Origin of the sequence: Rhodococcus sp. NPDC127527, assembly GCF_042672245.1 — a bacterium.
Taxonomy (GTDB): domain Bacteria; phylum Actinomycetota; class Actinomycetes; order Mycobacteriales; family Mycobacteriaceae; genus Rhodococcus_G.
The window spans coordinates 265,582-288,284 of sequence record NZ_JBHXVP010000005.1 but is presented as its reverse complement, the minus strand read 5'-3'; the positions used below and the strand labels follow the sequence as shown (position 1 = coordinate 288,284).

18 protein-coding genes and 1 pseudogene are annotated in these 22,703 nt (G+C 70.6%); 11 read left to right on the top strand and 8 right to left on the bottom strand.

Annotated elements, in window-relative coordinates; genetic code table 11:
• Positions 1–12: 12 nt before the first annotated feature.
• A complete protein-coding gene (locus tag ACFVH2_RS11785; protein WP_378424638.1) occupies positions 13–1,506 on the top strand; it encodes a carboxyl transferase domain-containing protein in 1,494 nt (497 codons plus the stop codon).
• Entirely contained in the window at positions 1,503–2,552 is a 1,050-nt protein-coding gene (locus ACFVH2_RS11780) for a hypothetical protein (RefSeq protein WP_378424636.1), read from the top strand. The genes ACFVH2_RS11785 and ACFVH2_RS11780 overlap by 4 nt, the downstream gene beginning before the upstream one ends.
• Positions 2,553–2,616: 64 nt before the next feature.
• Here ACFVH2_RS11780 and ACFVH2_RS11775 read toward each other — a convergent pair whose 3' ends face one another.
• Positions 2,617–3,216: a TetR family transcriptional regulator gene (locus ACFVH2_RS11775; RefSeq protein ID WP_378424634.1), complete on the bottom strand. Its 600-nt coding sequence runs from the start codon at positions 3,214–3,216 to the stop codon at positions 2,617–2,619.
• Between the two features lie 75 nt (positions 3,217–3,291).
• Between ACFVH2_RS11775 and ACFVH2_RS11770 the strand changes: the two genes are divergently transcribed.
• The 4 genes from ACFVH2_RS11770 (at position 3,292) to ACFVH2_RS11755 (ending at position 10,106) form a co-directional block, all read left to right on the top strand.
• Complete coding sequence (locus ACFVH2_RS11770) at positions 3,292–4,227, top strand: aldo/keto reductase (RefSeq protein WP_378424632.1); 936 nt, start codon at positions 3,292–3,294, stop codon at positions 4,225–4,227.
• Between the two features lie 114 nt (positions 4,228–4,341).
• Complete coding sequence (locus ACFVH2_RS11765; RefSeq protein WP_378424630.1) at positions 4,342–5,715, top strand: DUF222 domain-containing protein; 1,374 nt, start codon at positions 4,342–4,344, stop codon at positions 5,713–5,715.
• Between the two features lie 205 nt (positions 5,716–5,920).
• On the top strand, positions 5,921–7,774 hold the full coding sequence (locus ACFVH2_RS11760; protein WP_378424628.1) for an HSP90 family protein: 1,854 nt from the start codon (positions 5,921–5,923) through the stop codon (positions 7,772–7,774).
• On the top strand, positions 7,764–10,106 hold the full coding sequence (locus tag ACFVH2_RS11755) for a hypothetical protein (protein WP_378424626.1): 2,343 nt from the start codon (positions 7,764–7,766) through the stop codon (positions 10,104–10,106). The genes ACFVH2_RS11760 and ACFVH2_RS11755 overlap by 11 nt, the downstream gene beginning before the upstream one ends.
• A gap of 70 nt (positions 10,107–10,176) precedes the next feature.
• Here ACFVH2_RS11755 and ACFVH2_RS11750 read toward each other — a convergent pair whose 3' ends face one another.
• Complete coding sequence (locus ACFVH2_RS11750) at positions 10,177–10,851, bottom strand: GPP34 family phosphoprotein (RefSeq protein ID WP_378424624.1); 675 nt, start codon at positions 10,849–10,851, stop codon at positions 10,177–10,179.
• A gap of 162 nt (positions 10,852–11,013) precedes the next feature.
• Between ACFVH2_RS11750 and ACFVH2_RS11745 the strand changes: the two genes are divergently transcribed.
• The 3 genes from ACFVH2_RS11745 to ACFVH2_RS11735 all read left to right on the top strand — a co-directional run bounded on the left by ACFVH2_RS11745 (position 11,014) and on the right by ACFVH2_RS11735 (position 14,702).
• Positions 11,014–12,171, top strand: coding sequence for a hypothetical protein (locus ACFVH2_RS11745; RefSeq protein WP_378424622.1), 1,158 nt, complete (start codon positions 11,014–11,016; stop codon positions 12,169–12,171).
• Between the two features lie 148 nt (positions 12,172–12,319).
• Positions 12,320–14,230 (top strand): propionyl-CoA synthetase, encoded by a 1,911-nt coding sequence (locus tag ACFVH2_RS11740; protein ID WP_378424620.1) that lies wholly within the window; start codon positions 12,320–12,322, stop codon positions 14,228–14,230.
• Positions 14,231–14,306: 76 nt separating this feature from the next.
• Entirely contained in the window at positions 14,307–14,702 is a 396-nt protein-coding gene (locus ACFVH2_RS11735; protein ID WP_378424618.1) for a hemophore-related protein, read from the top strand.
• 41 nt (positions 14,703–14,743) lie between these two features.
• Here ACFVH2_RS11735 and ACFVH2_RS11730 read toward each other — a convergent pair whose 3' ends face one another.
• Positions 14,744–16,108 carry a TIGR01777 family oxidoreductase gene (locus ACFVH2_RS11730; protein WP_378424616.1) on the bottom strand — a complete coding sequence of 455 codons (1,365 nt, stop codon included), beginning with the start codon at positions 16,106–16,108 and terminating at the stop codon, positions 14,744–14,746.
• Between the two features lie 9 nt (positions 16,109–16,117).
• Positions 16,118–17,470 (bottom strand): cryptochrome/photolyase family protein, encoded by a 1,353-nt coding sequence (locus ACFVH2_RS11725; protein ID WP_378424615.1) that lies wholly within the window; start codon positions 17,468–17,470, stop codon positions 16,118–16,120.
• Positions 17,471–17,561: 91 nt separating this feature from the next.
• On the opposite strand from ACFVH2_RS11725, the gene ACFVH2_RS11720 reads away from it, so the two are divergent.
• Together ACFVH2_RS11720 and ACFVH2_RS11715 are read left to right on the top strand one after the other, a co-directional pair.
• Positions 17,562–18,269 carry a response regulator transcription factor gene (locus ACFVH2_RS11720; RefSeq protein ID WP_378424613.1) on the top strand — a complete coding sequence of 236 codons (708 nt, stop codon included), beginning with the start codon at positions 17,562–17,564 and terminating at the stop codon, positions 18,267–18,269.
• The gene (locus tag ACFVH2_RS11715; protein WP_378424610.1) at positions 18,266–19,579 is read left to right on the top strand and encodes a sensor histidine kinase; all 1,314 of its coding nucleotides are present in this window, start codon (positions 18,266–18,268) and stop codon (positions 19,577–19,579) included. The genes ACFVH2_RS11720 and ACFVH2_RS11715 overlap by 4 nt, the downstream gene beginning before the upstream one ends.
• 66 nt (positions 19,580–19,645) lie before the next feature.
• On the opposite strand, the gene ACFVH2_RS11710 is transcribed toward ACFVH2_RS11715, so the two are convergent.
• From ACFVH2_RS11710 to ACFVH2_RS11695, 4 genes and pseudogenes are all read right to left on the bottom strand, one after another.
• A complete protein-coding gene (locus ACFVH2_RS11710) occupies positions 19,646–20,014 on the bottom strand; it encodes an FKBP-type peptidyl-prolyl cis-trans isomerase (protein WP_378424723.1) in 369 nt (122 codons plus the stop codon).
• 3 nt (positions 20,015–20,017) lie between these two features.
• A pseudogene (locus ACFVH2_RS11705) lies at positions 20,018–20,371 on the bottom strand (FKBP-type peptidyl-prolyl cis-trans isomerase); the annotation flags it as partial.
• A 5-nt stretch (positions 20,372–20,376) separates the two neighbouring features.
• Positions 20,377–21,675: a citrate synthase gene (locus ACFVH2_RS11700; protein WP_378424609.1), complete on the bottom strand. Its 1,299-nt coding sequence runs from the start codon at positions 21,673–21,675 to the stop codon at positions 20,377–20,379.
• Positions 21,676–21,777: 102 nt separating this feature from the next.
• Entirely contained in the window at positions 21,778–22,692 is a 915-nt protein-coding gene (locus ACFVH2_RS11695; RefSeq protein ID WP_378424607.1) for an aldose 1-epimerase family protein, read from the bottom strand.
• Positions 22,693–22,703: the final 11 nt, after the last annotated feature.

The window sequence follows — 22,703 nt, the reverse complement described above, 5'->3', positions numbered from 1 at the left end:
ATGGTCAGGCGCATGACCGCGCGACTGTCTGCCCACGAGATCCTCGGCCTGGTGCTGGACACCGACAGCTACGCCTCCTGGGACCGGCCGCCGATCCCGGTGGATGCGGGCCCGGCGTATCGCGCGGATCTCGACGCCGCGGAGGCGAAGACCGGCCTGGACGAGTCGGTGATCACCGGCGAGGGCACCGTGCGCGGGCGCCGGGTCGCGGTGATCGCCTGCGAGTTCGGTTTCCTGGCCGGGTCCATCGGCGTGGCCGCCGCGGAACGGATCGTGAGCGCGGTCGAGCGCGCCACCGCCGAGGGCCTGCCGCTGCTGGCCTCGCCGACCTCGGGCGGCACCCGCATGCAGGAGGGCACCGTCGCCTTCGTCCAGATGGTGAAGATCGCGGCGGCGATCACCGTGCACAAGGCCGCTCGCCTGCCCTACCTGGTGTACCTGCGCAACCCGACCACGGGCGGGGTGTTCGCGTCCTGGGGGTCGCTCGGGCACGTGACCGTCGCGCAGCCCGGCGCGCTGATCGGCTTCCTCGGTCCGCGCGTCTACCAGGCGCTGTACGGCGAGAAGTTCCCGGACGGTGTGCAGACCGCCGAGAACCTGTACGCCAACGGCGTCATCGACGGCGTCGTGGAACCGAAGTGGTTGCGGCACCTGGTTCATCGCGCACTGCGAGTGTTGACCGGCGAGACCGACGAGTGGGTGGACGAGCACCCCGAACCGGCCGAGATCCCGGACGTACCCGCCTGGCAGTCGGTGATGCTGTCCAGGCGCACCGACCGGCCCGGCATCCGCCAGCTGCTGAGATATGCCGCCACGGAACAGGTTCCGCTCAGCGGCACCGGCCAGGGTGAGGCGGACAAGACCGTGCTGGTCTCCCTGGCCCGTTTCCGCGGCGCACCCTGTGTGCTGTTCGGGCAGGATCGCAGCGGCCAGTCCGCCCAGCACACGATGGGTCCCGGGGCGCTGCGCGAGGCGCGGCGCGCGATGAAACTCGCGCAGGAACTGGGCATCCCGCTGGTGCTCGTCATCGACACCCTCGGCGCCTCGTTGTCGAAGGAGGCCGAGGAACGCGGGCTCGCCCCGGAGATCGCCCGCTGCCTCGCCGACCTGGTCACCCTCGACACCGCGACCGTCTCCGTGCTGCTCGGCCAGGGCACCGGAGGCGGTGCGCTGGCCCTGCTGCCCGCGGACCGGGTGCTCTGCGCGCAGAACGGCTGGCTGGCTCCGCTGCCACCGGAGGGCGCCAGCGCGATCGTGCACCGCGACACCACGCACGCCCCACGAATGGCTGCGGCCCAAGGCATCCGATCCCTCGACCTGCTGCGCGACGGCGTGGTCGACGCAATCATCCCGGAACTGCCCGATGCCGCTGACGAACCGATCGCGTTCTCCAAGCGGGTCGGCGAGGCCATCGCCCGCGAGCTGGCCGCCCTGGTCGGCACGACCGCCGAGCAGCGGTACGCGGACCGGATCGCCCGGTACCGCAACCTCGGGTTGCCCGGATGAGCACCGCGACCGTGAACACCGCACCCGCTGCCGCGGGCTACGACCGCGCCGCGCTGAACCGGTTCGAGCTGTTCCTGGTCGCGGCGGTGACCACCGTGCTGATCACCCGGGTGTTCCTCGCGGCCACCGGCTACCCACAGATCGGCGGGAGCGGCGGGCTGCACATCGCGCACGTGCTGTGGGGCGGTCTGCTGATGGCCGCCGCGATCGTCGCGGTGCTGATCGGCGACGGCAGCCGGGTGCGGACGGGCGCCGCCCTCGCCGGCGGCATCGGATTCGGCCTGTTCATCGACGAGGTCGGCAAGTTCGTCACCGCCGACGTCGACTACTTCTTCCAGCCTGCCGTCGCGATCATGTACGTGGTCTTCGTGCTGTTCTACCTCGTGGTGCGGGAAGTGGTGCTCCGGCGGGCGATGTCGGACCGGCGCCGTCTCGCGATCGGCGCGCGGGCCCTGACCGACCTCACCCTCGAACAGCTCGACGACGTCCGCTACAAGTCCGCGCTGCGTGCCCTCGACGAGGTCCAGGACCCTGCCCTGGCCGGGCTGGCGGAGTCGATCCGGGGCGGACTGCGCTCGCAGCCGCCGCCGACCGGCGGCGTGGAGTCGAGGGTCACCCGCGCCGCCGACACCCTCACACGGCGGACTGCGGCGGTGCTCGGACACCGGGCAGTTCGCCGAACGGTCCTCGCGCTGTTCGTGCTGCAGGCGGTGGTGTCCCTGGTGTCGGTGATCGTCGCGGTGGTCACCGACGCCCCGGGTGACACGGAGGCCGAGGACGTCTCCGATGCGATGGTGCAGCTGTCGAGCACGGTCACCGGCGCCCTCGTGGTGGTCGGGGTGTGGTGCCTCGTGCGTCGTCACTACCTGCTGGCGCTGCGACTGCTGCGGGCCTCCGTCGTGATCGGGCTCCTGCTGACACAGGTGTTCCTGTTCGCGCAGGAGGAGTTCGGCGCCCTCCTCGGTTTCGCCGTCTCACTGCTCCTGCTCGCCGCGCTGAGTATCGCCATTCGAACCGAGGGTGCGGCGGTCCCGGCACCCGCCTGAGGGGAGCGTCGGTCATCGACTCACGAGAATCGCGTCTTCTGATCACGGAGTGTTGCAGTCGGCCCTACACCGGATTCCTCGGCTCGAGCGTGGCGAAAGATTGACGAAGGAGTTCCACCGCGTCCATGGTCTCGTCAGGCTCGGCCCAGGTGGTCAGCGCAACGTCGAAGCAGACCAGCGACGCCTGCACCAGAGTCTGTGCTCGCAGTACCGCGCGATCACCGGCGAGTCGCTCCTGCACGAGCGGGGTGAGCAGACTTGCCCACAGCAGATGCTTTTCGAGGTTGCGTGCGCGTAGAGACGCTGCACTCGTCAAGACACGCATGGTCCTCTTGCTTCGTTGTTCGTCCCTATTCGGTTGAGCCAGCAGGGCTTCGAAGGACACCCGCAGAGAATCCCAGACCGGTTCATCAGCCGGCCGCGCGGCGAAGGCGTCGCGAACGAACTCGCCCCAGGGAACGAGGTCGCCGATGACGGTGTCTTCCTTGGCCGGGAAGTAGCGATGGAAGCTGCGGGCCGAGATGCCCACCTCGGCGGCGATCTGCTCGACGGTGACCGCATCGAAACCCTGCTGGGCGAAAAGGTCGATCGCGACCTCGGCGATCCGTGCGCGCACGGCCTCACGAGTGATGTCGCGCAGACCCGGTGCCGATGAACTTCCCACAAGGGGAGCGTACAGTGCCGATGGTGTCATAGACTGACACTCTTGACCTACTATGACAGACCGAAGGGCGTCATCATGGACACTCGCAATCTCGGCCGGCAGGGCCTGAACGCCGCCGCTCTCGGCTACGGGGCGATGGGCACCGCCGCGGGTTACGGCCCCACCGACGACACCGAGTCGATCGCCGCGATCCGAAAGGCGCACGAGCTCGGCGTGACGATGTTCGACACCGCCGAGATGTACGGCTGGGGCGAAGGCGAGAAGCTGCTCGGTCAGGCGCTGGCACCGATCCGTGACGAAGTCGTCATCGCCACGAAGTTCGGTCTCACCCGCTCCTTCGGATCCGACTCACGCCCCGAGCACATCCGCCAGGTCGTCGAGGCCAGCCTTCGAAACCTCCGCGTCGACACGATCGACGTGCTCTACCAGCACCGCCCCGACCCGAACGTCCCGATCGAAGACGTGATCGGCACGATGAAGGAGTTCGTCGAAGCAGGGAAGGTCAAGTACCTGGGACTGTCCGAGGCGGACGAGGCCACCATCCGTGCCGCACACGCGGTACACCCGATCTCGGTGCTGCAGTCCGAGTACTCGATCTTCGCGCGCGACGTCGAGACCCTGTTTCCTGTCCTGGAAGAACTCGGGATCGGCTTCGTCGCCTACTCGCCGCTGGCCCGGGGCTTCCTCAGCGGCGCGGTGGCTTCCCGCGAACACTACGACGCCAACGACTTCCGTCAGCACGTCCCGTGGTGGGCGCCGGAGAACTTCGACGCCAACGTCGCCGTCGTCGACGAGTTGGCCGTGCTCGCCGACAGCAAGGATGCCACCCTTGCGCAGCTGTCACTGGCCTGGCTGCTGACCCGCAGGGACTACATCGTCCCGATCCCGGGATCCCGCAACCCGCAACGTGTCGACCAGAACGTCGCCTCCGTCGAACTCGACCTGACTCCCGAAGATCTTGCCGCCATCGAGCTGATCGCCCCCACAGGCGGCGTCGGCGGCCGCATGTAGGTAGCCGCGAGAGGGCACCACTTGCCAGTCGAGGACCGCACGCACAAGCGAAGATTGTTGCGCAGCAATGAAATAGCCATTGTATTCGAACATTTGTTCTAGTATATTTGCATCATGGACATCATCGAGATGCTCACCACACCCCGCAACGTAGAGGCGTGGCGGCTCGACGAGTCCACCTTGCTGTCGTTGGTGCCGGAACTGTCGGCACGGTTGCGGCAGCTCGACGCGCTGCGCGTGCGGTTGGTCCACGAGATACACGAGCGGGGCGCCACCCGGGCTGTCGGTGCGACCTCCACTCAGGAATGGTTGTCCGGGTCCGCGAAACTCACCCCCGCGCAAGCGAAGCGGATCGTCACCGCCGGGCAGAGCCTCACCCGCCGACCGGAGGTCGCGGGCGCGTTCGCCGACGGCGTCCTCGACATCGAGCAGGTCCGCACCATCACCGGGTTGCTCGATCAGATCCCCGACCTCACAGCAGGAATCGCACCCGAATGCCTCGGCGGCGTCTACGAGGACCCCGCCGCCGAATGCGCGAAGCAGTGCACCGAGTACCTGCTCGCGACCGCCGCCACCGACAATGCCAACGACACCACAGTGCGCACCGCAGCACTGAAGACGATGATCACCCCCGAGGACGACGGGCCGCCGCCCGACGACGAAAACGACCAACTCAACGAACTCTTCGCCTCCCCCACCGCCGGCGGACGGGTTCGCATCAAGGGACACTTCGACAAGACGACCGGCGAACAGTTGATGACCGCCCTGTCGGCCCTGTCCAGGCCGCAACCGGGGCGAAACACCACCAGTGGTGACCCGCAACCCGATCCACGCTCCGCACCGCAACGACGGGCCGACGCCTTCGGTGACATCGTCCGCCACTACCTCGACACCGCCGCCGCTCCCGGCGAAGGCGGCGAACGACCCCACGTGACCGTGTTCGTCGGACTCGACAACCTCGCCCGAGCCACCCGAAACACCAGCAGTGGCAACGACAGCGAGGCGACCACCAACCCTGCCGACGCCGGTCGGCAGTCATTCTTCCGCCGCGGCCCAGCCTGGATGCCTTGGCTCGGCCCGATCAGCGACCGCCTCGCCGCACTCATCTCCTGCGACGCGTCGATCACGCCGATCGTGATGGACGCCGAGGGCAACCCCCTCGACGTCGGACGAACGACCCGCACCATCCCTCGCCGACTGCGCCGCGCCCTCGACGCCCGAGACTGCGGATGCGCCTTCCCCGGCTGCGGCCGCCCCGCGGCCTGGACCGACGGCCACCATATTCAGCACTGGTCGAACGGCGGCGAGACGAAACTCTCGAATCTGTTGCTGCTCTGCCGTTTCCATCACCGGCTGATTCACAAGGGCGACTGGAGCGTGTTCATCGGCGACGACAACCATCCGTGGTTCATACCGCCTGCCTGGATCGACTTCGAGCGAAGACCCGTCCCGGCACACAATCGAAGACAGCCGCCCATAGCGAGCTGACAACCGAATACTCGAACAGCGCCGCCCCGGACCACGACCCCTCGCACAAGGGCCGCGGTTCGGGGCGGTCGCTGGCCTGGCGGGGTTTGGACTGGGCGGGTGTGGACTTGGCTGCGGTCAGCTGCTTACCCCACTCCGCGCAGGTCCACGCACCCGCAACCGACGTGATCGAAATGTCGGAATCGACCGCTATGCTCGGCGACCAATGTCTACTACAGCCGACGGCGGCAGCCGTCCATTCCAGGTACACCTCGGCGGGATCATCGAGTTGCTCAGTGCGAGCATCTACACCGGGCCGCAGGTCTTCATCCGTGAGCTGCTGCAGAACGGGTGCGACGCGATCGCGGCCCGCCGCGAGTCGGAGCCGGGCCACGACGGCACCATCCGGGTCCTTCCCGCCGACGCCGCCGGCACGGTGTTCGCGGTCGAGGACGACGGCGTCGGGCTGACCACCGCCGAGGTCGGCGAGTTGCTTGCGACGGTCGGCCGCAGTTCCAAGCGGGACGTCCTCGATCTGCCCCGCACCGACCGCCTCGGCCAGTTCGGGATCGGCCTGCTCAGCTGCTTCATGGTGAGTGACGAGATCCGGGTCCGGTCCCGGTCGGCCACCGGCTCGCCCGCCGTCGAATGGGTGGGGCGCGCTGACGGCACCTTCACGGTGACCGAGCTCGCCGACGACCTGCCGGTCGGCACCAGGGTCGAGCTGGTTCCCCGTCACGACGCCACCAGCCTCGTCTCGACCGCCGGCGCGCGCGATCTGGCCGACCGGTTCGGCCGTCACCTTCCGGTGCGCGTCACCGTTGCCGGTGAGACGGTGACCCGGCCGGCGCCCTTCCTCGAGCGCACGGCCGTCCCCTCGACTGAGTTGCGCGAGCTGGGCCGGGAGATCGTCGGTGCCGAACCCTTCGCGACCTTTCCGGTGCACGTGCCGTCGACCGGCACCCGGGGCACCGCGTTCGTGCTGCCGTTCGCGCTGTCGCCCGGCCAGCGGCAGTCGAGCCGCGTCTACCTCGGCGGGATGCTGCTCTCCGAGCGGATGGACGACCTCCTGCCGGACTGGGCGTTCTTCGTGCGGTCCGTCGTCGACACCACCGGCCTGCACCCGACGGCCTCCCGCGAATCCCTGATCGAGGACGACGCACTCGAGTCCACCCGGGCCGAACTGGGCGCCGCGGTCCGCCGTTGGGTCATCGGACTCGCCGCGGAGGCGCCGCGCCGGCTCGCCGCGTTCCTCTCGGTCCACCACCTGGCCCTGCGGGCGCTCGTCCTCCACGACGACGAGCTGGCCCGGTTCATCGTTCCCCACCTGCCGATCGAGACCACCGAGGGCCCGACGACCTTCGGCGACTCCGCCCGGCGCGGCATCGTGCGGTACACCCGGAGCGTCGACGAGTTCCGGCAGCTGGCCGGCATCGCCCGCCCCGGTGCCCCGATCGTCAACGGCGGCTACGTCTACGACGCGGACATCGCCGCGAGACTGCCGGAGTTCGTGCCCGGCGCCGAGGTCGAGATCGTCACCGTCGCAGACGAGATCGACCACCTCGACATGCCGCCTCTGGCCGACCGGGCTGTCTCCCGGCGGCTGCAGGAGCGCGCCGACGCGGCACTGGCCGACCTCGACTGCGCGACCGCCGTGCGCGCCTTCGCGCCGGACAGCGTCCCCGCGATGTACGTCGCCGACGAGGCGGTGCTCCGCAGCCTGCGTCGCGAGCAGGCGAGCGAGGCCGGGGGGATGTGGGCCGACATCCTCGGACGCGTGGACGAGGCCGCGGCGGCCGACGGCGACACCACCGGCAGGCTCGCCCTCAACTGGCGAAATCGCTTGGTGCGCACCCTCGCCACCCTCGACGACGAGGCCGTGCTCTCGCGCGCGGTGCGGATCCTCTACGTCCAGGCGCTGCTCGCCGGACACCGGCCGCTGCGGGCCGCCGACCGCACGGCCCTCACCGACGCCATGACCGACATCGTGCACCTGTCCGTCGGCCTCGACGCCGCCGTGACCACCGATCACACACCACACCGCTCCACCACCACCGACAAGGACGACCATGCCGAGTGAGACCACCGTCGCCGATCTGATCGACGAGATCGACGTGACATCGTACGGACCCGCCGAACGCGACCTGATCGAACGCGCGATCACCCTCGCCGAGGAGACCGGCGACGAGGCCGCCGCCTACGCCGTGCGGATGCGACTGATCCAGTCCGCCTGCCTGACCGGGGACACGGACGCGCTGCTCACCTCGTTCGCCTGGTGCGTGGGCCGCAACGCCGCCGACCCGGCCACCTTCCCCGCCCAGATCGACGACCACGACCTGCTGTGGTTCCACAAGTGGGTCGCCGACGCGCTCGCCTCGAACCCGATGTTCCCGCGCACGACGATCGCCGAGTCGATCGAGCAGATGGAGACCGCATACCGCCAGGCCGGCGTCGGACAGTCCGGGGTGGTGCAGACCCGGTTCTGGCAGGCGTTCGAGGAAGGCCGGATCGAGGAGGCCGCCCGACACCTCGACGAGCTCGGGCGGACCCCGCGGGACGAGTACAGCCACTGCGAGGCGTGCGTGCGATCCGAGGAAGCCCGGTTCCGATTCGCCACCGGGGAACTGGAGGCGGGGATCGGTCTCGTGCAGGAGATGCTCGACAACGACCACGGATGCGCCGAGGAGCCGGAACGGGCGATGGCCCACGCCCTGGTCCCGCTGCTGCGGACCGGTCGACTCGACGACGCCGAACGGATGCACACGCGGGGTTACCGGCTCGCCCGCGGCAACGCCACGAACCTCGACATGATCGGACTGCACCTGATCTTCCTGTCCGTCACGGGCAACCATCAGCGTGCCCTCGAGGTGCTCGAGCGGCACATCGGCTGGCTGGCGCACGATACCCTCAACGCGACCGCACACCTCGACGCCCTCACTGCCTTCGCGGTGACCTGCGCGGCGGCCGGCCGGGCCGGGCTCGGCCACGAACACGTCCGCGGGGCCGACGCCGCACCATTGCACCGCTTCCTCGGCGCACACGCAGGCCCGTGGACGGTCGACGAGCTGGCGCAGACTTGCTGGCGTGCCGCGGAGGAGCTCGCGGCCCGCTTCGACGACCGCAACGAGACCGCATTCCGCAGCGACAAGGTAGCTGCCGCAAGGGTTCTCGCGGAACAGCACTGGGACCTACCGATCGGTGCCGCACATCCGCTGCCGGCGTCGCCCGTCGCGGCGGACCCGGTCGCGGCCGCGGCGTTCGTCGACGACATGGCAGTGGCCCGGGTGGACGAGCGGGTCGACACGATGCTGGACGACGAGGGCTTGGATGCGGCACTGACCTGGGTGGAGTCCGAACTGGTCGCCGCGACGACACCCGGCCACCGCACCGTGCTGCTGCGGTTGCTTGCCCAGTTGCTCGCCGGCTGCGGCCGATTCGAGGAGGCGCTGACCGCCGCCGACGGTGCCCTCGACCTGTCGGCTGCTCACGCCGCGCGGTCCGTGACCGCCGCGCTGGCCGCACTCAGCGCCCAGATCTGCGACGACCTCGGCCGGCTGGACGAGGCGGCCGGCCGACTGCGACTGGCCGCGCGGGAAGCGGAACTGGCCGGCGAGGAGTCCGTCGTCTACCGCTACCGGCTCGGCGTCGTGCTCGTCCGGTCCGGGCACCCGGACGAGGCCGTGGACGAGCTCACGGCGGTCGCCCGGACCGAGGAGGCGCGGGACGCGGAAGCCGCGGATCGCGCCCTGACCCTGCTGTGGCTCGGCCACGCGCAGCGCGACACCGGCGAGCCGGGTGACGCGGTGTTGGCGTGGACCGAGGGCCAGGAGCTCGCCCAAGCGGGCGAAAACTATGAGCTCGCCACGCAGATCGGCAGGGAGCTCGGGCTGATGATGATGCGGTTCGGCGACGAGGACGCCGTCGAGGTCCTCGACGAGGCGGTCGGGGACGCCCGGCAGCTCACCGACCGTCCCGATGTGCTCGCCGACGTCCTGCACGCGCGGGGACGGGCCCGGATCGAGTTCGGCGACGAGGACGGGCTCGAGGATCTGCGCGCCGCGGGCGAGCATCCCGACCCGTGGACTCGCGCGGACATCGAGGACTCGACCGCCCGGGCACTGGCCGAACTGGGCCGGCACGACGAGGCGGTGCGGACCGGGCTAGCCGCGTCCGACGCCTACGCTGCCGCCGAGGACGTCGTCGGCTCCGGCAGCGCCCTGATCGTCGTCGCTGGGGCACTGCTGGCGACAGGGCGCCACGAGGAAGCCGTCGCCGTCCTCACCGACGCGGCGCCGCGGGTGTCCGAGGTTCCCCCGCTCGCGACGCGGGTGGCGCTGATGGAGGGGGACGCCCTCGAGGCCCTCGGCCGGCACGACGCCGCAGCGGCGGCGCGGGCACGGGTCGACAGCTGACGGCCCGAAACGGCGGGGCCTGCCCAGACCCCGCCGTTTCGGCCCCACCGAGGACCGGGCAACCGATCGGCTAGCTGCCTCCCGCCGCGACGGCCGGCACGATCACCGCGGCGACGACCGCCGCGTTCACCGCCTCGACCGCCTTGCGCACCGCGGCGCCCGCCCATTCGTCCGCGGCGATCGCCTTGGCCCGCTTACGAATCGCCTTGCGATCGGCATCGGGGAAGACCTTGTGCGCGGCGTCCACCGCCGACAGGAGCGAGATCAACGCGGCCGTCCGCGGCGCCGGGCTCGCGCCGTCGGCGAGCGCCGACCACAGTCGCTCGCGCACCACCCGCTCGTGCGACTCGTCCACCGACGGCCAGGTCTTGGTGGGGAAGATGCCGAGCAGCTTGCCCTTGGACTCGTGCACCCAGCCGCGCTCGACGACCCGGCCGAGCACAGCCTCCTTGAGGTTCCTACCCAGCTTCTCGATCGCCCGCTCCGGCTTCATCGGCTTCGACCCGCGCAGCTGCGCGGCGGCGTGGGCGAGGATCGGGTCCAGCGGCGCGGTGCGGTTACGCAGCACCAGTCGGCCCTTCTTGACGTCACCGGTACCGTCGGCCGGCTCGACCACTCCGTCGAGGGCCAGGTCGAGCAGCACCGCACCGGCCAGGACCCGCGGCAGCGCCGCGCCGTCCACCACCGGCTTTCCGGTCTCGTCGTCGAGCAGGAGCAAGAGCAGGTCCTCGGCGAGCAGCGTCATGGCTCCACCGTACGACGGTGCAACCGGCCGTCGCACACCCAGCCGTCACACACCCGTTGACGTCGTCACACCCTCACTCCACGCCCAAAACCGGTGTGACATCGCCGATCGGCGTGTGACGTCGCTCGACCACACCGACGAGACCGCTATGGTTCGTCGGACATGACACGCATCGGCAAAGCAGTTCGGGCCGCGGGACTGGCCGCGATGGTGTCGGTCGTGATCTCGTGCGGTGCCCGGGACTATCCCGGCGCCGCCCTCCACGCGCTGCCCGAGAACGCCGTCGGCGCGGTGTCACTGGGGCCGTTGGCCCTCGAGGCGAGCGACCTGTTCAACGAAAACCGATCGCTTGTCTTCCTTTTCGACGCGGACGGGGACGTGGTCGGCAGGATCGAGGGCCACGACATCACCGGCAGTCGGACCCTGGCGTCGTCCCGCAACCTCGTGACCGTGTCCGCCCGCGCGGTGACGACACTGACTGCGACATCACGCGCCGAGTTCGGCATCGACGAGTCCTGGGTCGAGGCGGCCGCGAACGACCCGGCGTCGGGAGCGGCGACGGTCTGGTTCAGCCGGCGCGACAGCACGTTCGTCACGGTTGCCGCAGACGGGCGGGCCCGCTCGGGCACCGTCCCCGGCCGCGTCGAGGCGGCTGCGCAGTGCGGCGAGCGTGCGGTCGCGATCGCGATCGCGATCGCGATCGAAGCCGTGCCGGCCGACGACGGGCTGTATACGTCCCGCCTGTTCGAGGTCGGGCCCGGCGGCGAGCCCGTCGAGCGTGGGGTGTGGCGGCAGGACCCCGAATTCTCCGCCGCTTCGTCCACGGCCGTCTGCACCGCCGACGGCCGGTCGATGCTCTCCCTCCACCGATCGCCCGGTCCAGCCGACGGTGGCGAACCGGAAATGACACTGGTCCGCACGAACCTCGTCGACGGATCCCGGACCGCCAGCCCCCTGGAGATGTCGGGCCACTCGCCGACCACCCGCGGAGGTTCGCTCACCATCGTCGGCGACCGGCTGTACTGGATCACGCTGACGGGCGACGTGCTGTCCACCCCGGTGACGGGCTGGCCGTCCGTGGCACGGGAGTGGTCGATCCCCGGCTCGGGCGAGAAGTCCGCCGCAACGGTGCACGGCGCCACCGTCAGCACGCTCGACCACGCACAGCGGCCGCCGACCTTCGCGCAGTACGACCTCGTCACCGGCGCCCGGACCGCGGGCCCCGTCGAACTGCCGTGGTTGGGCCCGCTGATCGACGCGGAGACCGAGAGCGGCAACAACGTCTACGGCGTCACCGACCTCGACGGACTGGGCCGGTAGTCGCGGCCGTCACCGCCGCCGACCGTTCACCGACGGTTGGGCACCGCACACCGGCGCCGCCCGCACCTTCGCACTGCACAGTCCGCAGGTTCGCCTAGGGTGTAGTGCGCGTCACAGACGCACGAGTACCGGGAGAGGACAGCAGCCGATGAGTGCAGCCGAGCGGGCCACGGGCGCATACGCCGAGGCCTTCCGCGATAGCGTCGAACAGCCCGAACGATTCTGGTTGCAGGCCGCCGACGCCATCGACTGGGTCGACGCACCGACCCGCGCCCTCGACGACTCCGCGGCCCCGATGTACCGCTGGTTCCCCGACGCTCGGATGAACACCTGCTTCAACGCCCTCGACCGGCACGTGGCGGCCGGCCGCGGCGAGCAGGCCGCGCTGATCTACGACTCCGCCATGCTCGGCACCACCCGCACCTACAGCTACGCCGAACTGCTGCGCGAGGTGTCGACGTTCGCGGGCGTCCTCGCCGCGCAGGGCATCTCCGCGGGCGACCGAGTGGTCGTCTACATGCCGATGATCCCCGAGGCCGCCATCGCGATGCTCGCCTGCGCGCGGATCGGCGCAATCCACTCGGTGGTGTTCGGCGGGTTCGCCGCCGCGGAACTCGCGGCCCGTATCGACGACGCGCAACCGAAGGCGTTGGTCACCGCGTCCGGTGGGCTCGAGCCGGGACGCACCATCGAGTACCTGCCGCTGGTCGAGCGCGCACTGGGGCTGACCGACACCCCGCCGGCCACCGTCATCGTGAAGAACCGCGACGAGATCCCCGGAGCAGCAACGGATTTCGAGGGCTGGCTGGACTGGGATGCCGCCGCTGCCGATGCCGAACCCGCCGACTGCGTACCGGTCGCGGCGACCGACCCGCTCTACATCCTCTACACCTCCGGCACCACCGGTAAGCCCAAGGGCGTGGTCCGCGACAACGGCGGGCACGCGGTGGCGATGGCCTGGTCGATGCGCAACATCTACGACATCGGCCCCGGCCAGGTCATGTGGACCGCCTCCGACGTCGGCTGGGTGGTCGGACACTCCTACATCGTGTACGCGCCGCTGCTCGTCGGCGCGACGACGGTGATGTACGAGGGCAAGCCCGTCGGCACCCCCGACGCAGGCGCGTTCTGGCGGGTGATCGCCGAGCACAAGGTGCGGGCCCTGTTCACCGCGCCGACCGCGATCCGTGCCATCCGCAAGGAGGACCCGGACGCGAAGGAGCTCGCCCGCTACGACATCTCCTCGATGACCACGCTGTTCGCCGCCGGTGAGCGACTCGACCCGGACACCTACGAGTGGGCGACACGTGAGCTCGGCATTCCCGTGGTCGACCACTGGTGGCAGACCGAGACCGGGTGGGCGATCTGCGCGAACCTGCGCGGGCTCGACCCGATGCCGATCAAGGCAGGCTCCCCCACCGTCTCGGTCCCCGGATACCGCGTGCAGGTGGTGGATGGCGAGGGGAACCCGGTCGAGGCAGGCGCCGAGGGCAACATCGTGATCGCCCTCCCGTTGCCGCCCGGCACGCTCGCCGGGCTGTGGCGCGACGAGGACCGCTATGCCAAGTCCTACCTGGCGACCTTCCCCGGTTACTACCTGACGGGCGACTCCGGATACATCGACTCCGACGGCTACGTCTTCGTGCTCGGCCGCAGCGACGACGTGATCAACGTTGCCGGACACCGCCTCTCGACCGGGTCGATGGAGGCCGTGGTCGCGCAGCACGCGGCCGTGGCCGAGTGCGCGGTCGTCGGCATCAAGGACGACCTCAAGGGCCAGCGTCCCAGCGGCTACGTGGTCCTCAAGGCTGGTGCCGACATCGACCACGAGGTGCTGCGCACCGAACTGGTGACGATGGTGCGCGACCAGATCGGTGCGGTCGCCACTTTCCGCGACGTGACGGTCGTGCAGGCGCTGCCGAAGACCCGCTCGGGGAAGATCCTGCGCAAGACGATGCGCCAGATCGCCGACCACGAGGACTACACGGTGCCCTCGACCATCGAGGATCCGGCGGTGCTCGACGCGCTCGCCCGGCTGCTCGGCGGGCCGAACTCCTGACGCCTGTGCAGAACGCTCAGAACTTCCACAGGGCGGACTCGAGTGGTTGCCAGGTTGCGGTCGTAGCTTTCCGCCCATGAGAACCCCCACCTCCCGTTCTGTCCGCGGCGCACTTCTCGTCGCCGGTCTCGCGTCGGCCGGCGCCCTCCTGCTGCCCGGGCCGGCCTCCGCCGACGCGGTCTCGCCGGCCCAGCCGTTGCTGCAGACCAGCTGCAGCTTCGCTCAGGTCGACGCCGCCCTCCAGGCCAACGCCCCCAAGCTCGCCCAGCGTCTCGACAAGCACCCGAAGCTCGAGGCGAAGCTGACCGCACTGCTCGCCAAGCCGGCCGACCAGCGTCAGCAGGCCGTCGACGACTTCACCGCCAAGCACCCGAAGCTGGCGCAGCGTCTCGAGCAGGCACGCACCGGCCCGAACGCGGACAAGATCAACGCCAGGATCGCCACCGTCGCCGACACCTGCCACAACTACTGACCGCCCGCGGGCTCGGTACCGGTCGTACCGAGCCCGCCGGCTCAGCGGGGGTCGTTCGTGCGGCCGAGCTGATGGCGCAGCACCGACTCGACGTCGGGATGCCGGAACCGGTACCCGGCGAGCGCGAGCCGGGTCGGGACGACCCGCTGATCGGCCTCCGCCAGCTCGCGGGCTCCCCGCTCGCCGAGGATCAGGCGCGGCCCGAACCCCGGGACCGGAAGGACCGCGGGACGGTGCAGGACCCGCGCGAGGGTGCGGGTGTAGTCGGCGTTGCGGACCGCGGCGGGGGCCACGGCGTTGACCGGCCCGTGGAGCGACTCGTCGAACAGGGCACGGTGGTACACGCCGACCAGATCGTCGAGCCCGATCCACGACAACCACTGACGGCCGTCCCCGAGCCGCCCGCCCAGGCCCGCCGCGAACAGCAGGCGGAGCAGCGCGAGGGTCCCGCCGCGCGCGGACTGCACGACGCCGGTGCGGACCCGGACGACCCGGATCCCGGCTGTCTCCGCCGGATCGGTGGCCGCCTCCCAGTCGGCCACCACGTCGGCGAGGAACCCCTCGCCGCGCGAGCTGTCCTCGGACAGCAGATCGTCACCGCGATCGAACCCGTAGTACCCGACAGCCGAGGCGGACACGAGGGTCCGCGGGCCGCCGTCCGTGCGGCCGGCGAGCTCCGCCAGCGCTCGGGTCGGTCCGACGCGACTGTCGCGGATCGCCCGCATGTGCGCCTCGGTGAACCGGCCGGCGATCGACTCCCCCGCCAGGTGCACGACCGCGTCGACGCCGGCCAACAGGTCCGGGGCCGGGTCGGCGGGATCCCATCGGCGCTCGTCCAGGGTTCGCGGCGCGCGGCGGACCAGCCGGATCACGCGGTGCCCACCCGTGCTCAGGAACGCGGTCAACGCCGAGCCGACGAGACCCGACGCGCCGCTGACCGCCACCACGGCCGGCGCGACACCCCGCTCGCCCGCCCAGCGGTGCTCGGCCAGGTCGCCGGCGAGCTGGCGATGCCGGTAGGCGAAGGTCGGCCGCAGCAGGACCTCCGGCACCGGCGTCTGCACCCGATCCGTCACCCGGGTCGACCCCGCGGTCACCTCGGTGAAGTCGTGAATGTGCCTCCAGGACAACGTGGCTCGGACCGGCAGGGACGCCAGCCCGCCGGCCGCGAGCTCGTCGACGAAGCGGTGGGGCGGGTCGAAGGCGGCGCCGTCGTGCCGGGCGACCCACCGGAGCCCGCCGGGCAGGGCGAGCACCGCCCGGCCTGTGGCCAGCGAATCCGCTTCGGAGACGAGCCGCAGCGGCTGCCACGGCGGTGACAGGCGGGTGAAGGCGCCCGGCCTGCTGTGCCAGGCGAAAACCTCGGCTCGGGGCGTGTCCACGACGCTCGAGTACACGATGCCCATCGCTCGACCCTAACCCCGTTTCAACCCGCCGTAGCGGGCCAGCGCCTCCCCGCGCTCGACGGCGTGGTCCACGATCGGGTCCGGGTAACCGGCGGGACGACCGTCGTCCAACGTGTGCACCCGGGCTCCGGCGATGCCGCGCAGTTCCGGCACCCAGCGGCGCACGTAGTCCCCGTCGGGGTCGAACTTCTGCCCCTGGCTGATCGGGTTGAACACCCGAAAGTACGGCGCCGCATCGGTTCCCGATCCGGCGGTCCACTGCCAGCCGTGCTGGTTCGACGCCAGGTCACCGTCGATCAGCTGCCGCATGAAGTACCTCGCCCCACGCCACCACGGCAGATGCAGGTCCTTCACCAGGAAGGACGCGACGATCATCCGGACCCGGTTGTGCATCCACCCCTCGGCCAGCAGCTGGCGCATGCCGGCGTCGACGATCGGATACCCGGTCCGGCCTGCACACCAGGCCGCCCACGCCGATTCCGCTGCCGGCCCGCTGTCGTAGCGCATCGCGTCGAAACGCGGGTCGTAGTTGCGCCGCGCGCTCTCGGGGCGATGGTGCAGGACGTCCGCGTAGAAGTCCCGCCAGGCCAGCTGCCGCCGGAACGCCGCAGGCCCGGCGCCCTGCCGACCGGCAAGGTCCGCGAGCATCGTGCGCGGATGGATGCACCCGAACTTGAGGAACACCGACATGCGGCTCGTGACGTCGAGATCGGGCCGGTCCCGGCCCGCGTCGTAGTCCCCCAGGTCACCCTCACGGAACTCTGCCCACCGGTCGAGCGCCGCCCGCTCCCCCGCCGATCCGCGACTCGCGGACCCGGGCCGCGGAATCGGCACCCGGGCGGACAGCTCCGGCTCCATCCAGGAGACGGTGCGCGCGGAGGTGTCCGCGGGCGCCCGCCACCCGTGGTCGAGCCAGCGCCCGAAGTACGGCGTGAAGACCCGGTACGGCCCGCCGTCGGCCTTCGTCACCCGGCCCGGCGACACCGCGTAGGGCGATCCGGTTCGGACGAGCTCGACCCCGCGCGCCACCGCCTCGTCGCGCACCCGCCCGTACGGCCCGAAGTCCGCGCTCACGTGCACCGCGCCGGCACCCAGATCCCTCGCCACCTGCGGCACCACGAGCCGCGGATCGCCGCTGACCACGCACAACCTGCCGCCCAGGTCGTCGTCCAGCGCCGCCAGCGCGCGGTAGAGGACGTCGCGGCGGGCCGGGCCGGACGGTCCCAGCAGCGCCTCGTCGAGCACGAAGAGCCCGAGCACCTCGCGCCCGCCTGCGGCCGCCGCGGTCAGCGTCGGAAGGTCACCGGTCCGCAGATCTCGCCGGAACCAGACGATCGCGGGGCCCGTGCTGGATGACGACACCCGTCGATACTCGCATCCCGCGCCTCCGGGCGACGACCTGCACGGACACAGCTTCCACCTCCGGCCTCGCCCTTCCGGGCACAATGGCGGGGTGACCGAACCCGCCACCGCGACCGTCCTGGTCGTCGACGACGACCAGGACGTTCTTGCGTCCCTGCGGCGCGGCCTGCGCCTTTCCGGTTTCACCGTCCTCACCGCCGCCGACGGCGCGCAGGCACTGACGGTGGTCTCCGAGCGCTCCCCCGACGCCGTCGTGCTCGACATGAACATGCCCGTCCTCGACGGCGCCAGCGTCGTCACGGCCCTGCGCGCGATGGGCAACGACATCCCGATCTGCGTCCTCAGCGCCCGCTCCTCGGTCGACGACCGGGTCGCCGGACTCGAGGCGGGCGCCGACGACTACCTCGTCAAGCCCTTCGTGCTCGCCGAACTGGTCGCGCGCATCCGCGCCATGATGCGCAGACGCACCACCCCCGCCGGCGCCCCCGCTCCGGCAGGAAGCATCGGAGTCGGCGACCTGTCGGTGGACCTGCTCGGCAGGCGCGCCAACCTCGACGGGATCGAAATCGAGCTCACCAAGAGGGAATTCGAGCTACTTGCGGTCCTCGTGCGCAACGCCGGCGTGGTCCTGACCCGCGAGCGCCTGCTCGAACTCGTCTGGGGATACGACTTCGTCGCGGACACCAACGTGGTCGACGTGTTCGTCGGGTACCTGCGGCGCAAACTCGAGGCGCACGGCCATCCTCGGATCCTGCACACCGTCCGCGGGGTGGGCTTCGTGCTCCGGGCCGCAACGTGAGCCGTCGGCGCTCCCATTCGCTGCGGGCCCGCGTCGCCGCCGCCACCGCCCTCGGCGCGGCCATCATCGCCGCACTGCTCGGCGTCTTCATCTCCGTGGCGATCTCCCGAAACAACCTCAGCCAACTGGACCGTCGGCTCGACACCGCCTCGAGCGTGCTGATCGCGAACGTCGCGTCGGCCACCTCGTTCCTGCCGACCTTCGGGGACGCCGGCGCGTTCGCGGTGACCATCCACTCCGGCGACTCCCTTGTCGTCAGCACGCCCACCCAGCTCCCCCCGCTCGAACCCGGCGCCGCGACCGTCCGGGTGGACGGCGTCGACTACCGGGTCGACACCACCCCGATCCCGCGGTCGACGCTGCTGCTCTCGTTGGCGGTCCCGGCATCGGAGGCCAACGACGTGACCACCGACCAGCGGCAGTGGGTGATCGTCGCCGGTCTGCTCGCCGTCGCCGCCGCGACCGGCCTCGGCTGGATCTTCGGCGGCCGCGCGGTGCGTCCCATCGTCGCGCTCACCAACCAGATCGGCAGTGACTCACCTCGAGCCGCGAAGGTGTCCGGTGTCCGCGAGGCCGAAGAACTCGCCGACGCCATCGAGCTCATGCTCGGCCGGATCGCGGACGCGCAGTCCCGGACCACTGCCGCCCTCGACACCGCCCGCGACTTCGCCGCCGTCTCCGCGCACGAGCTGCGCACCCCGCTGACCGCGATGCGGACCGACATCGAGGTGCTCACCACCCTCGAACTCGACGCCACTCAGCGCGCCGAGATCCTCGCCGACCTGGCCCGCACCCAGGGCCGCGTGGAGGCGACCCTGTCCGCGCTCGAGCGACTCGCGTCGGGCGAACTGTCCAGCGAAAAGGACCACGTCAGTACCGATCTCGTGGAACTGTGCGACCTCGCCGCCCAGGACGCGATGCGTCAACTCCACGGCGTCACCGTGCGGGTGGAGTCCGCTCCCTCGCTACTGATCCGCGGTCTGCCCGCCGGGCTCCGGCTGGCGCTCGACAACGCCATCGCCAACGCGGTCCGCCATGGTGGGGCGTCGACCGTGGTGCTCGCCGCCCGGCGCGCCGACGCGGACACCGTGCTGGTCACCGTCGACGACGACGGCCGCGGCATCCCCGAGGCCGAGCGCGAAGACGTCTTCGAGCGCTTCTACCGAGGCTCGTCCGCGGCCCGCGGCGGCTCCGGTCTCGGTCTGGCCCTGGTCGCCCAGCAGGCCCAACTGCACGGCGGCCGAGCCCATTTCGAGGTGAGCCGGCTCGGCGGCGCCCGGCTGGTCCTCGAGTTCGCCGACCGGGCCTGACCCCCCGGGACCGCGAAAGGCCCCGTATCGCGTTGCGACACGGGGCCTTTCGGTGCGTTCTGGTTGCTAGACGTCGAGCAGGTCGATGACGAAGACCAGCGTCTTGCCGCCGAGCGGGTGGCCCGAGCCGGCGGGACCGTACGCGAGCTCCGGCGGAACGGTCAGCTTGCGGCGACCGCCGACCTTCATGCCCGGGATGCCCTCCTGCCAGCCCGGAATCAACCGGGGCAGCGGGAACTTGACGGACTCCCCGCGCTGGAACGAGGAGTCGAACACCTTGTTCGTGTCGTACTCCACGCCGTGGTAGTGCACGTCGACGACTCCGCCGGGCTGCGCCTCGGCGCCGTCACCGACGGTGATGTCCTCGATGACCAGCTCGGCCGGGGCCGGTCCGGTCGCCGGCTCGATCACCGGTGCGGCCGGCGGGACGACCACGTCGAGCAGGTCGATGACGAAGACCAGCGTCTTGCCCGACAGCTGGTGTCCGGCACCGGCCGGGCCGTACGCGAGCTCCGGCGGGATGGTCAGCTGCCGGCGACCGCCGACCTTCATCCCGGGGATGCCCTCCTGCCACCCGGCGATCAGGCCGGCCAGCGGGAAGGTGATGGACTCGCCGCGACTCCACGAGGAGTCGAACTCCTCGCCGCTGTCGAACTCGACGCCGAGGTAGTGCACCTCGACCTTGGCGCCGGGGGTGGCCTCGGCGCCCTCGCCGACAGTGATGTCCTTGATGACGAGTTCGGTGGGCGCGGGGCCCTCCTGGAACTCGATCACGGGCTGTTCGTTGCTCATGCGGCCTACCTGCTTCCGAGATCGACGTAGTTGCGTTCGGTGTAGCCGGTGTAGATCTGCCGCGGACGGCCGATCTTGGTGGCCGGATCCTCGTGCATCTCGCGCCAGTGCGCGATCCAGCCGGGGAGGCGGCCCATGGCGAAGAGCACGGTGAACATCCGCGTCGGGAAGCCCATCGCGCGGTAGATCAGGCCGGTGTAGAAGTCGACGTTCGGGTACAGCTTGCGCTCGATGAAGTAGTCGTCGGTGAGCGCGGCCTCCTCGAGCGCCTTCGCGATGTCGAGCAGCTCGTCGTCGCCGCCGAGCTTGGCGAGGATGGTGTCCGCCGCCTTCTTGACCAGGGCCGCGCGGGGGTCGTAGTTGCGGTAGACGCGGTGCCCGAAGCCCATGAGCTTCACGCCGTCTTCCTTGTTCTTGACCTTGCGGACGAACTCCTTGGTGTCGCCGCCGCTCGCCTTGATCTCGTCGAGCATCTCGAGCACGGCCTGGTTGGCGCCGCCGTGCAGCGGGCCCCAGAGCGCGTTGATGCCCGCGGAGACGGACGTGAACAGGTTGGCGTCGGACGAGCCGACCATCCGCACGGTCGACGTGGAGCAGTTCTGCTCGTGGTCGGCGTGCAGGATCAGCAGCATGTCGAGGGCCTTGGCGACCTCGGGGTCCACGGCGTACGGCTCGGCCGGGAACCCGAACGTCATCCGCAGGAAGTTCTCCACCAGCGACAGCGAGTTGTCCGGGTACAGGAACGGCTGGCCCACCGACTTCTTGTACGCGTAGGCCGCGATGGTCGGCAGCTTCGCGAGCAACCGGGTGGTGGACAGCTCCACCTGCTCCGGGTCGTCCGGATCGAGCGAGTCCTGGTAGTACGCGGACAGCGCGTTGACCGCGGAGGAGAGCACCGGCATCGGGTGCGCGTTACGCGGGAAGCCGTCGAAGAACCGCTTGAGGTCCTCGTGCAGCAGCGTGTGGCGCTGGATGCGGGTGGTGAAGGCCGCCAGCTCGTCCACCGAGGGCAGCTCCCCGTAGATCAGCAGGTAGCTCACCTCGAGGAACGTCGAACCCTCGGCGAGCTGCTCGATCGGGTAGCCCCGGTAGCGCAGGATCCCCTGCTCGCCGTCGATGTAGGTGATCGCCGACTTGGTGGAGGCGGTGTTGACGAATCCGGGATCGAGGGTGGTGTACCCCGTCGCGGAAAGAAGCTTGCCCAACTCGATACCGTCGTTGCCTTCAGTGGCTTTGGCAATCGACATCGAGTGCTCGCCACCCGGGTAGCTGAGCGTGGGTGTGGTGTCATCGGCAGCGGGCACGAAGGATCCCTCTCAAACTCGAACCTTTGCGAGTTGCAAATATCAGTCGCCTAGAACCTAGTCCCAGTTGCGTTCCGATGCCCAGGGAGGGTCCGTTCGCGGCTACAGCGCGCCGATTCCCCAGGTCCCCGACCAGGACTGCGCCGGACCGAGAACGACCTGGTCGATGCCGGAATTGAACGCATCCGGCGGGCAGGTCATCGGCTCGACCGCGAGCGCCCGACCGCGGCCCGGGTAGCCCTGCCCGTCGGCGGGGTCGGCGGTGAACACCTGGAGCCAGCCGAACCGCCGGTCGGCCCAGAGCACCGCACCGGAACCGTCGGGGGCCCGCAACTCGTGCCGGGCTCGACCGTCGGGGTCCGGCACGATGGAACTGAACGGGGTGTCGAGCCGGACGCCTGCGAGGCTGCGCGGCGCGGTGAAGTCGTACTCGGTGCCGTAGACGGACTCCGAGTTGCCGATCGGCAGCATGCGATCCGGGTCGAGCGGCAGCCGAGTACCCGCGGTCAGTCGCAGGGTGCACTCGTCGAGCGGGGTGTCCCCGGCCCGCAGGTAGGCGTGCACGCCCAGACCGAACGGTGCCGGCATGGCGCCGATGTTGGTGGCGGTGTGGGAGACCGTGAGCCCGGACGGACCCAGTTCGTGTGTGACGGTCAGCTGCAGCGGGTACGGCCAGCCCTTGTGCAGGCCCACCCGGATCGTCTGCTCGACCCGGTGCGGGGCGTGCTCGACCAGCTGCCAGTCGTCGCGGCGAACCAGCCCGTGGATGGCATTGCCGCGGGCCGGTTCGGTGAGCGCCAGCTGGTGCTCGACCCCGTCGAAGTAGAAGTACCCGTCGCGAATTCGGTTCGGCCAGGGCGCCAACACCAACCCCGCCGACAGCGGCGGTCGCTCGTGGGCGTCCCAGGTCTCGGTCAGGGCCCGGCCCCCGTGCTCGAGCGCCCGCAGACCGGCGCCGCGGGCGACCACCTCCGCGGTGTAGTCGCCGGATCGAATCGGGTAGACGGGCTCACGCATGCGCCCCAGTG

What these genes read in the sequence shown, in the direction of transcription:
- ACFVH2_RS11745 (WP_378424622.1), top strand. Translation starts at nt 11,014, where the DNA reads ATGACACGCATCGGCAAAGCAGTTCGGGCCGCGGGACTGGCCGCGATG.
- ACFVH2_RS11750 (WP_378424624.1), bottom strand. Translation starts at nt 10,851, where the DNA reads ATGACGCTGCTCGCCGAGGACCTGCTCTTGCTCCTGCTCGACGACGAG.
- ACFVH2_RS11735 (WP_378424618.1), top strand. Translation starts at nt 14,307, where the DNA reads ATGAGAACCCCCACCTCCCGTTCTGTCCGCGGCGCACTTCTCGTCGCC.
- ACFVH2_RS11765 (WP_378424630.1), top strand. Translation starts at nt 4,342, where the DNA reads ATGGACATCATCGAGATGCTCACCACACCCCGCAACGTAGAGGCGTGG.
- ACFVH2_RS11785 (WP_378424638.1), top strand. Translation starts at nt 13, where the DNA reads ATGACCGCGCGACTGTCTGCCCACGAGATCCTCGGCCTGGTGCTGGAC.
- ACFVH2_RS11740 (WP_378424620.1), top strand. Translation starts at nt 12,320, where the DNA reads ATGAGTGCAGCCGAGCGGGCCACGGGCGCATACGCCGAGGCCTTCCGC.
- ACFVH2_RS11760 (WP_378424628.1), top strand. Translation starts at nt 5,921, where the DNA reads ATGTCTACTACAGCCGACGGCGGCAGCCGTCCATTCCAGGTACACCTC.
- ACFVH2_RS11755 (WP_378424626.1), top strand. Translation starts at nt 7,764, where the DNA reads ATGCCGAGTGAGACCACCGTCGCCGATCTGATCGACGAGATCGACGTG.
- ACFVH2_RS11780 (WP_378424636.1), top strand. Translation starts at nt 1,503, where the DNA reads ATGAGCACCGCGACCGTGAACACCGCACCCGCTGCCGCGGGCTACGAC.
- ACFVH2_RS11730 (WP_378424616.1), bottom strand. Translation starts at nt 16,108, where the DNA reads ATGGGCATCGTGTACTCGAGCGTCGTGGACACGCCCCGAGCCGAGGTT.
- ACFVH2_RS11770 (WP_378424632.1), top strand. Translation starts at nt 3,292, where the DNA reads ATGGACACTCGCAATCTCGGCCGGCAGGGCCTGAACGCCGCCGCTCTC.
- ACFVH2_RS11695 (WP_378424607.1), bottom strand. Translation starts at nt 22,692, where the DNA reads ATGCGTGAGCCCGTCTACCCGATTCGATCCGGCGACTACACCGCGGAG.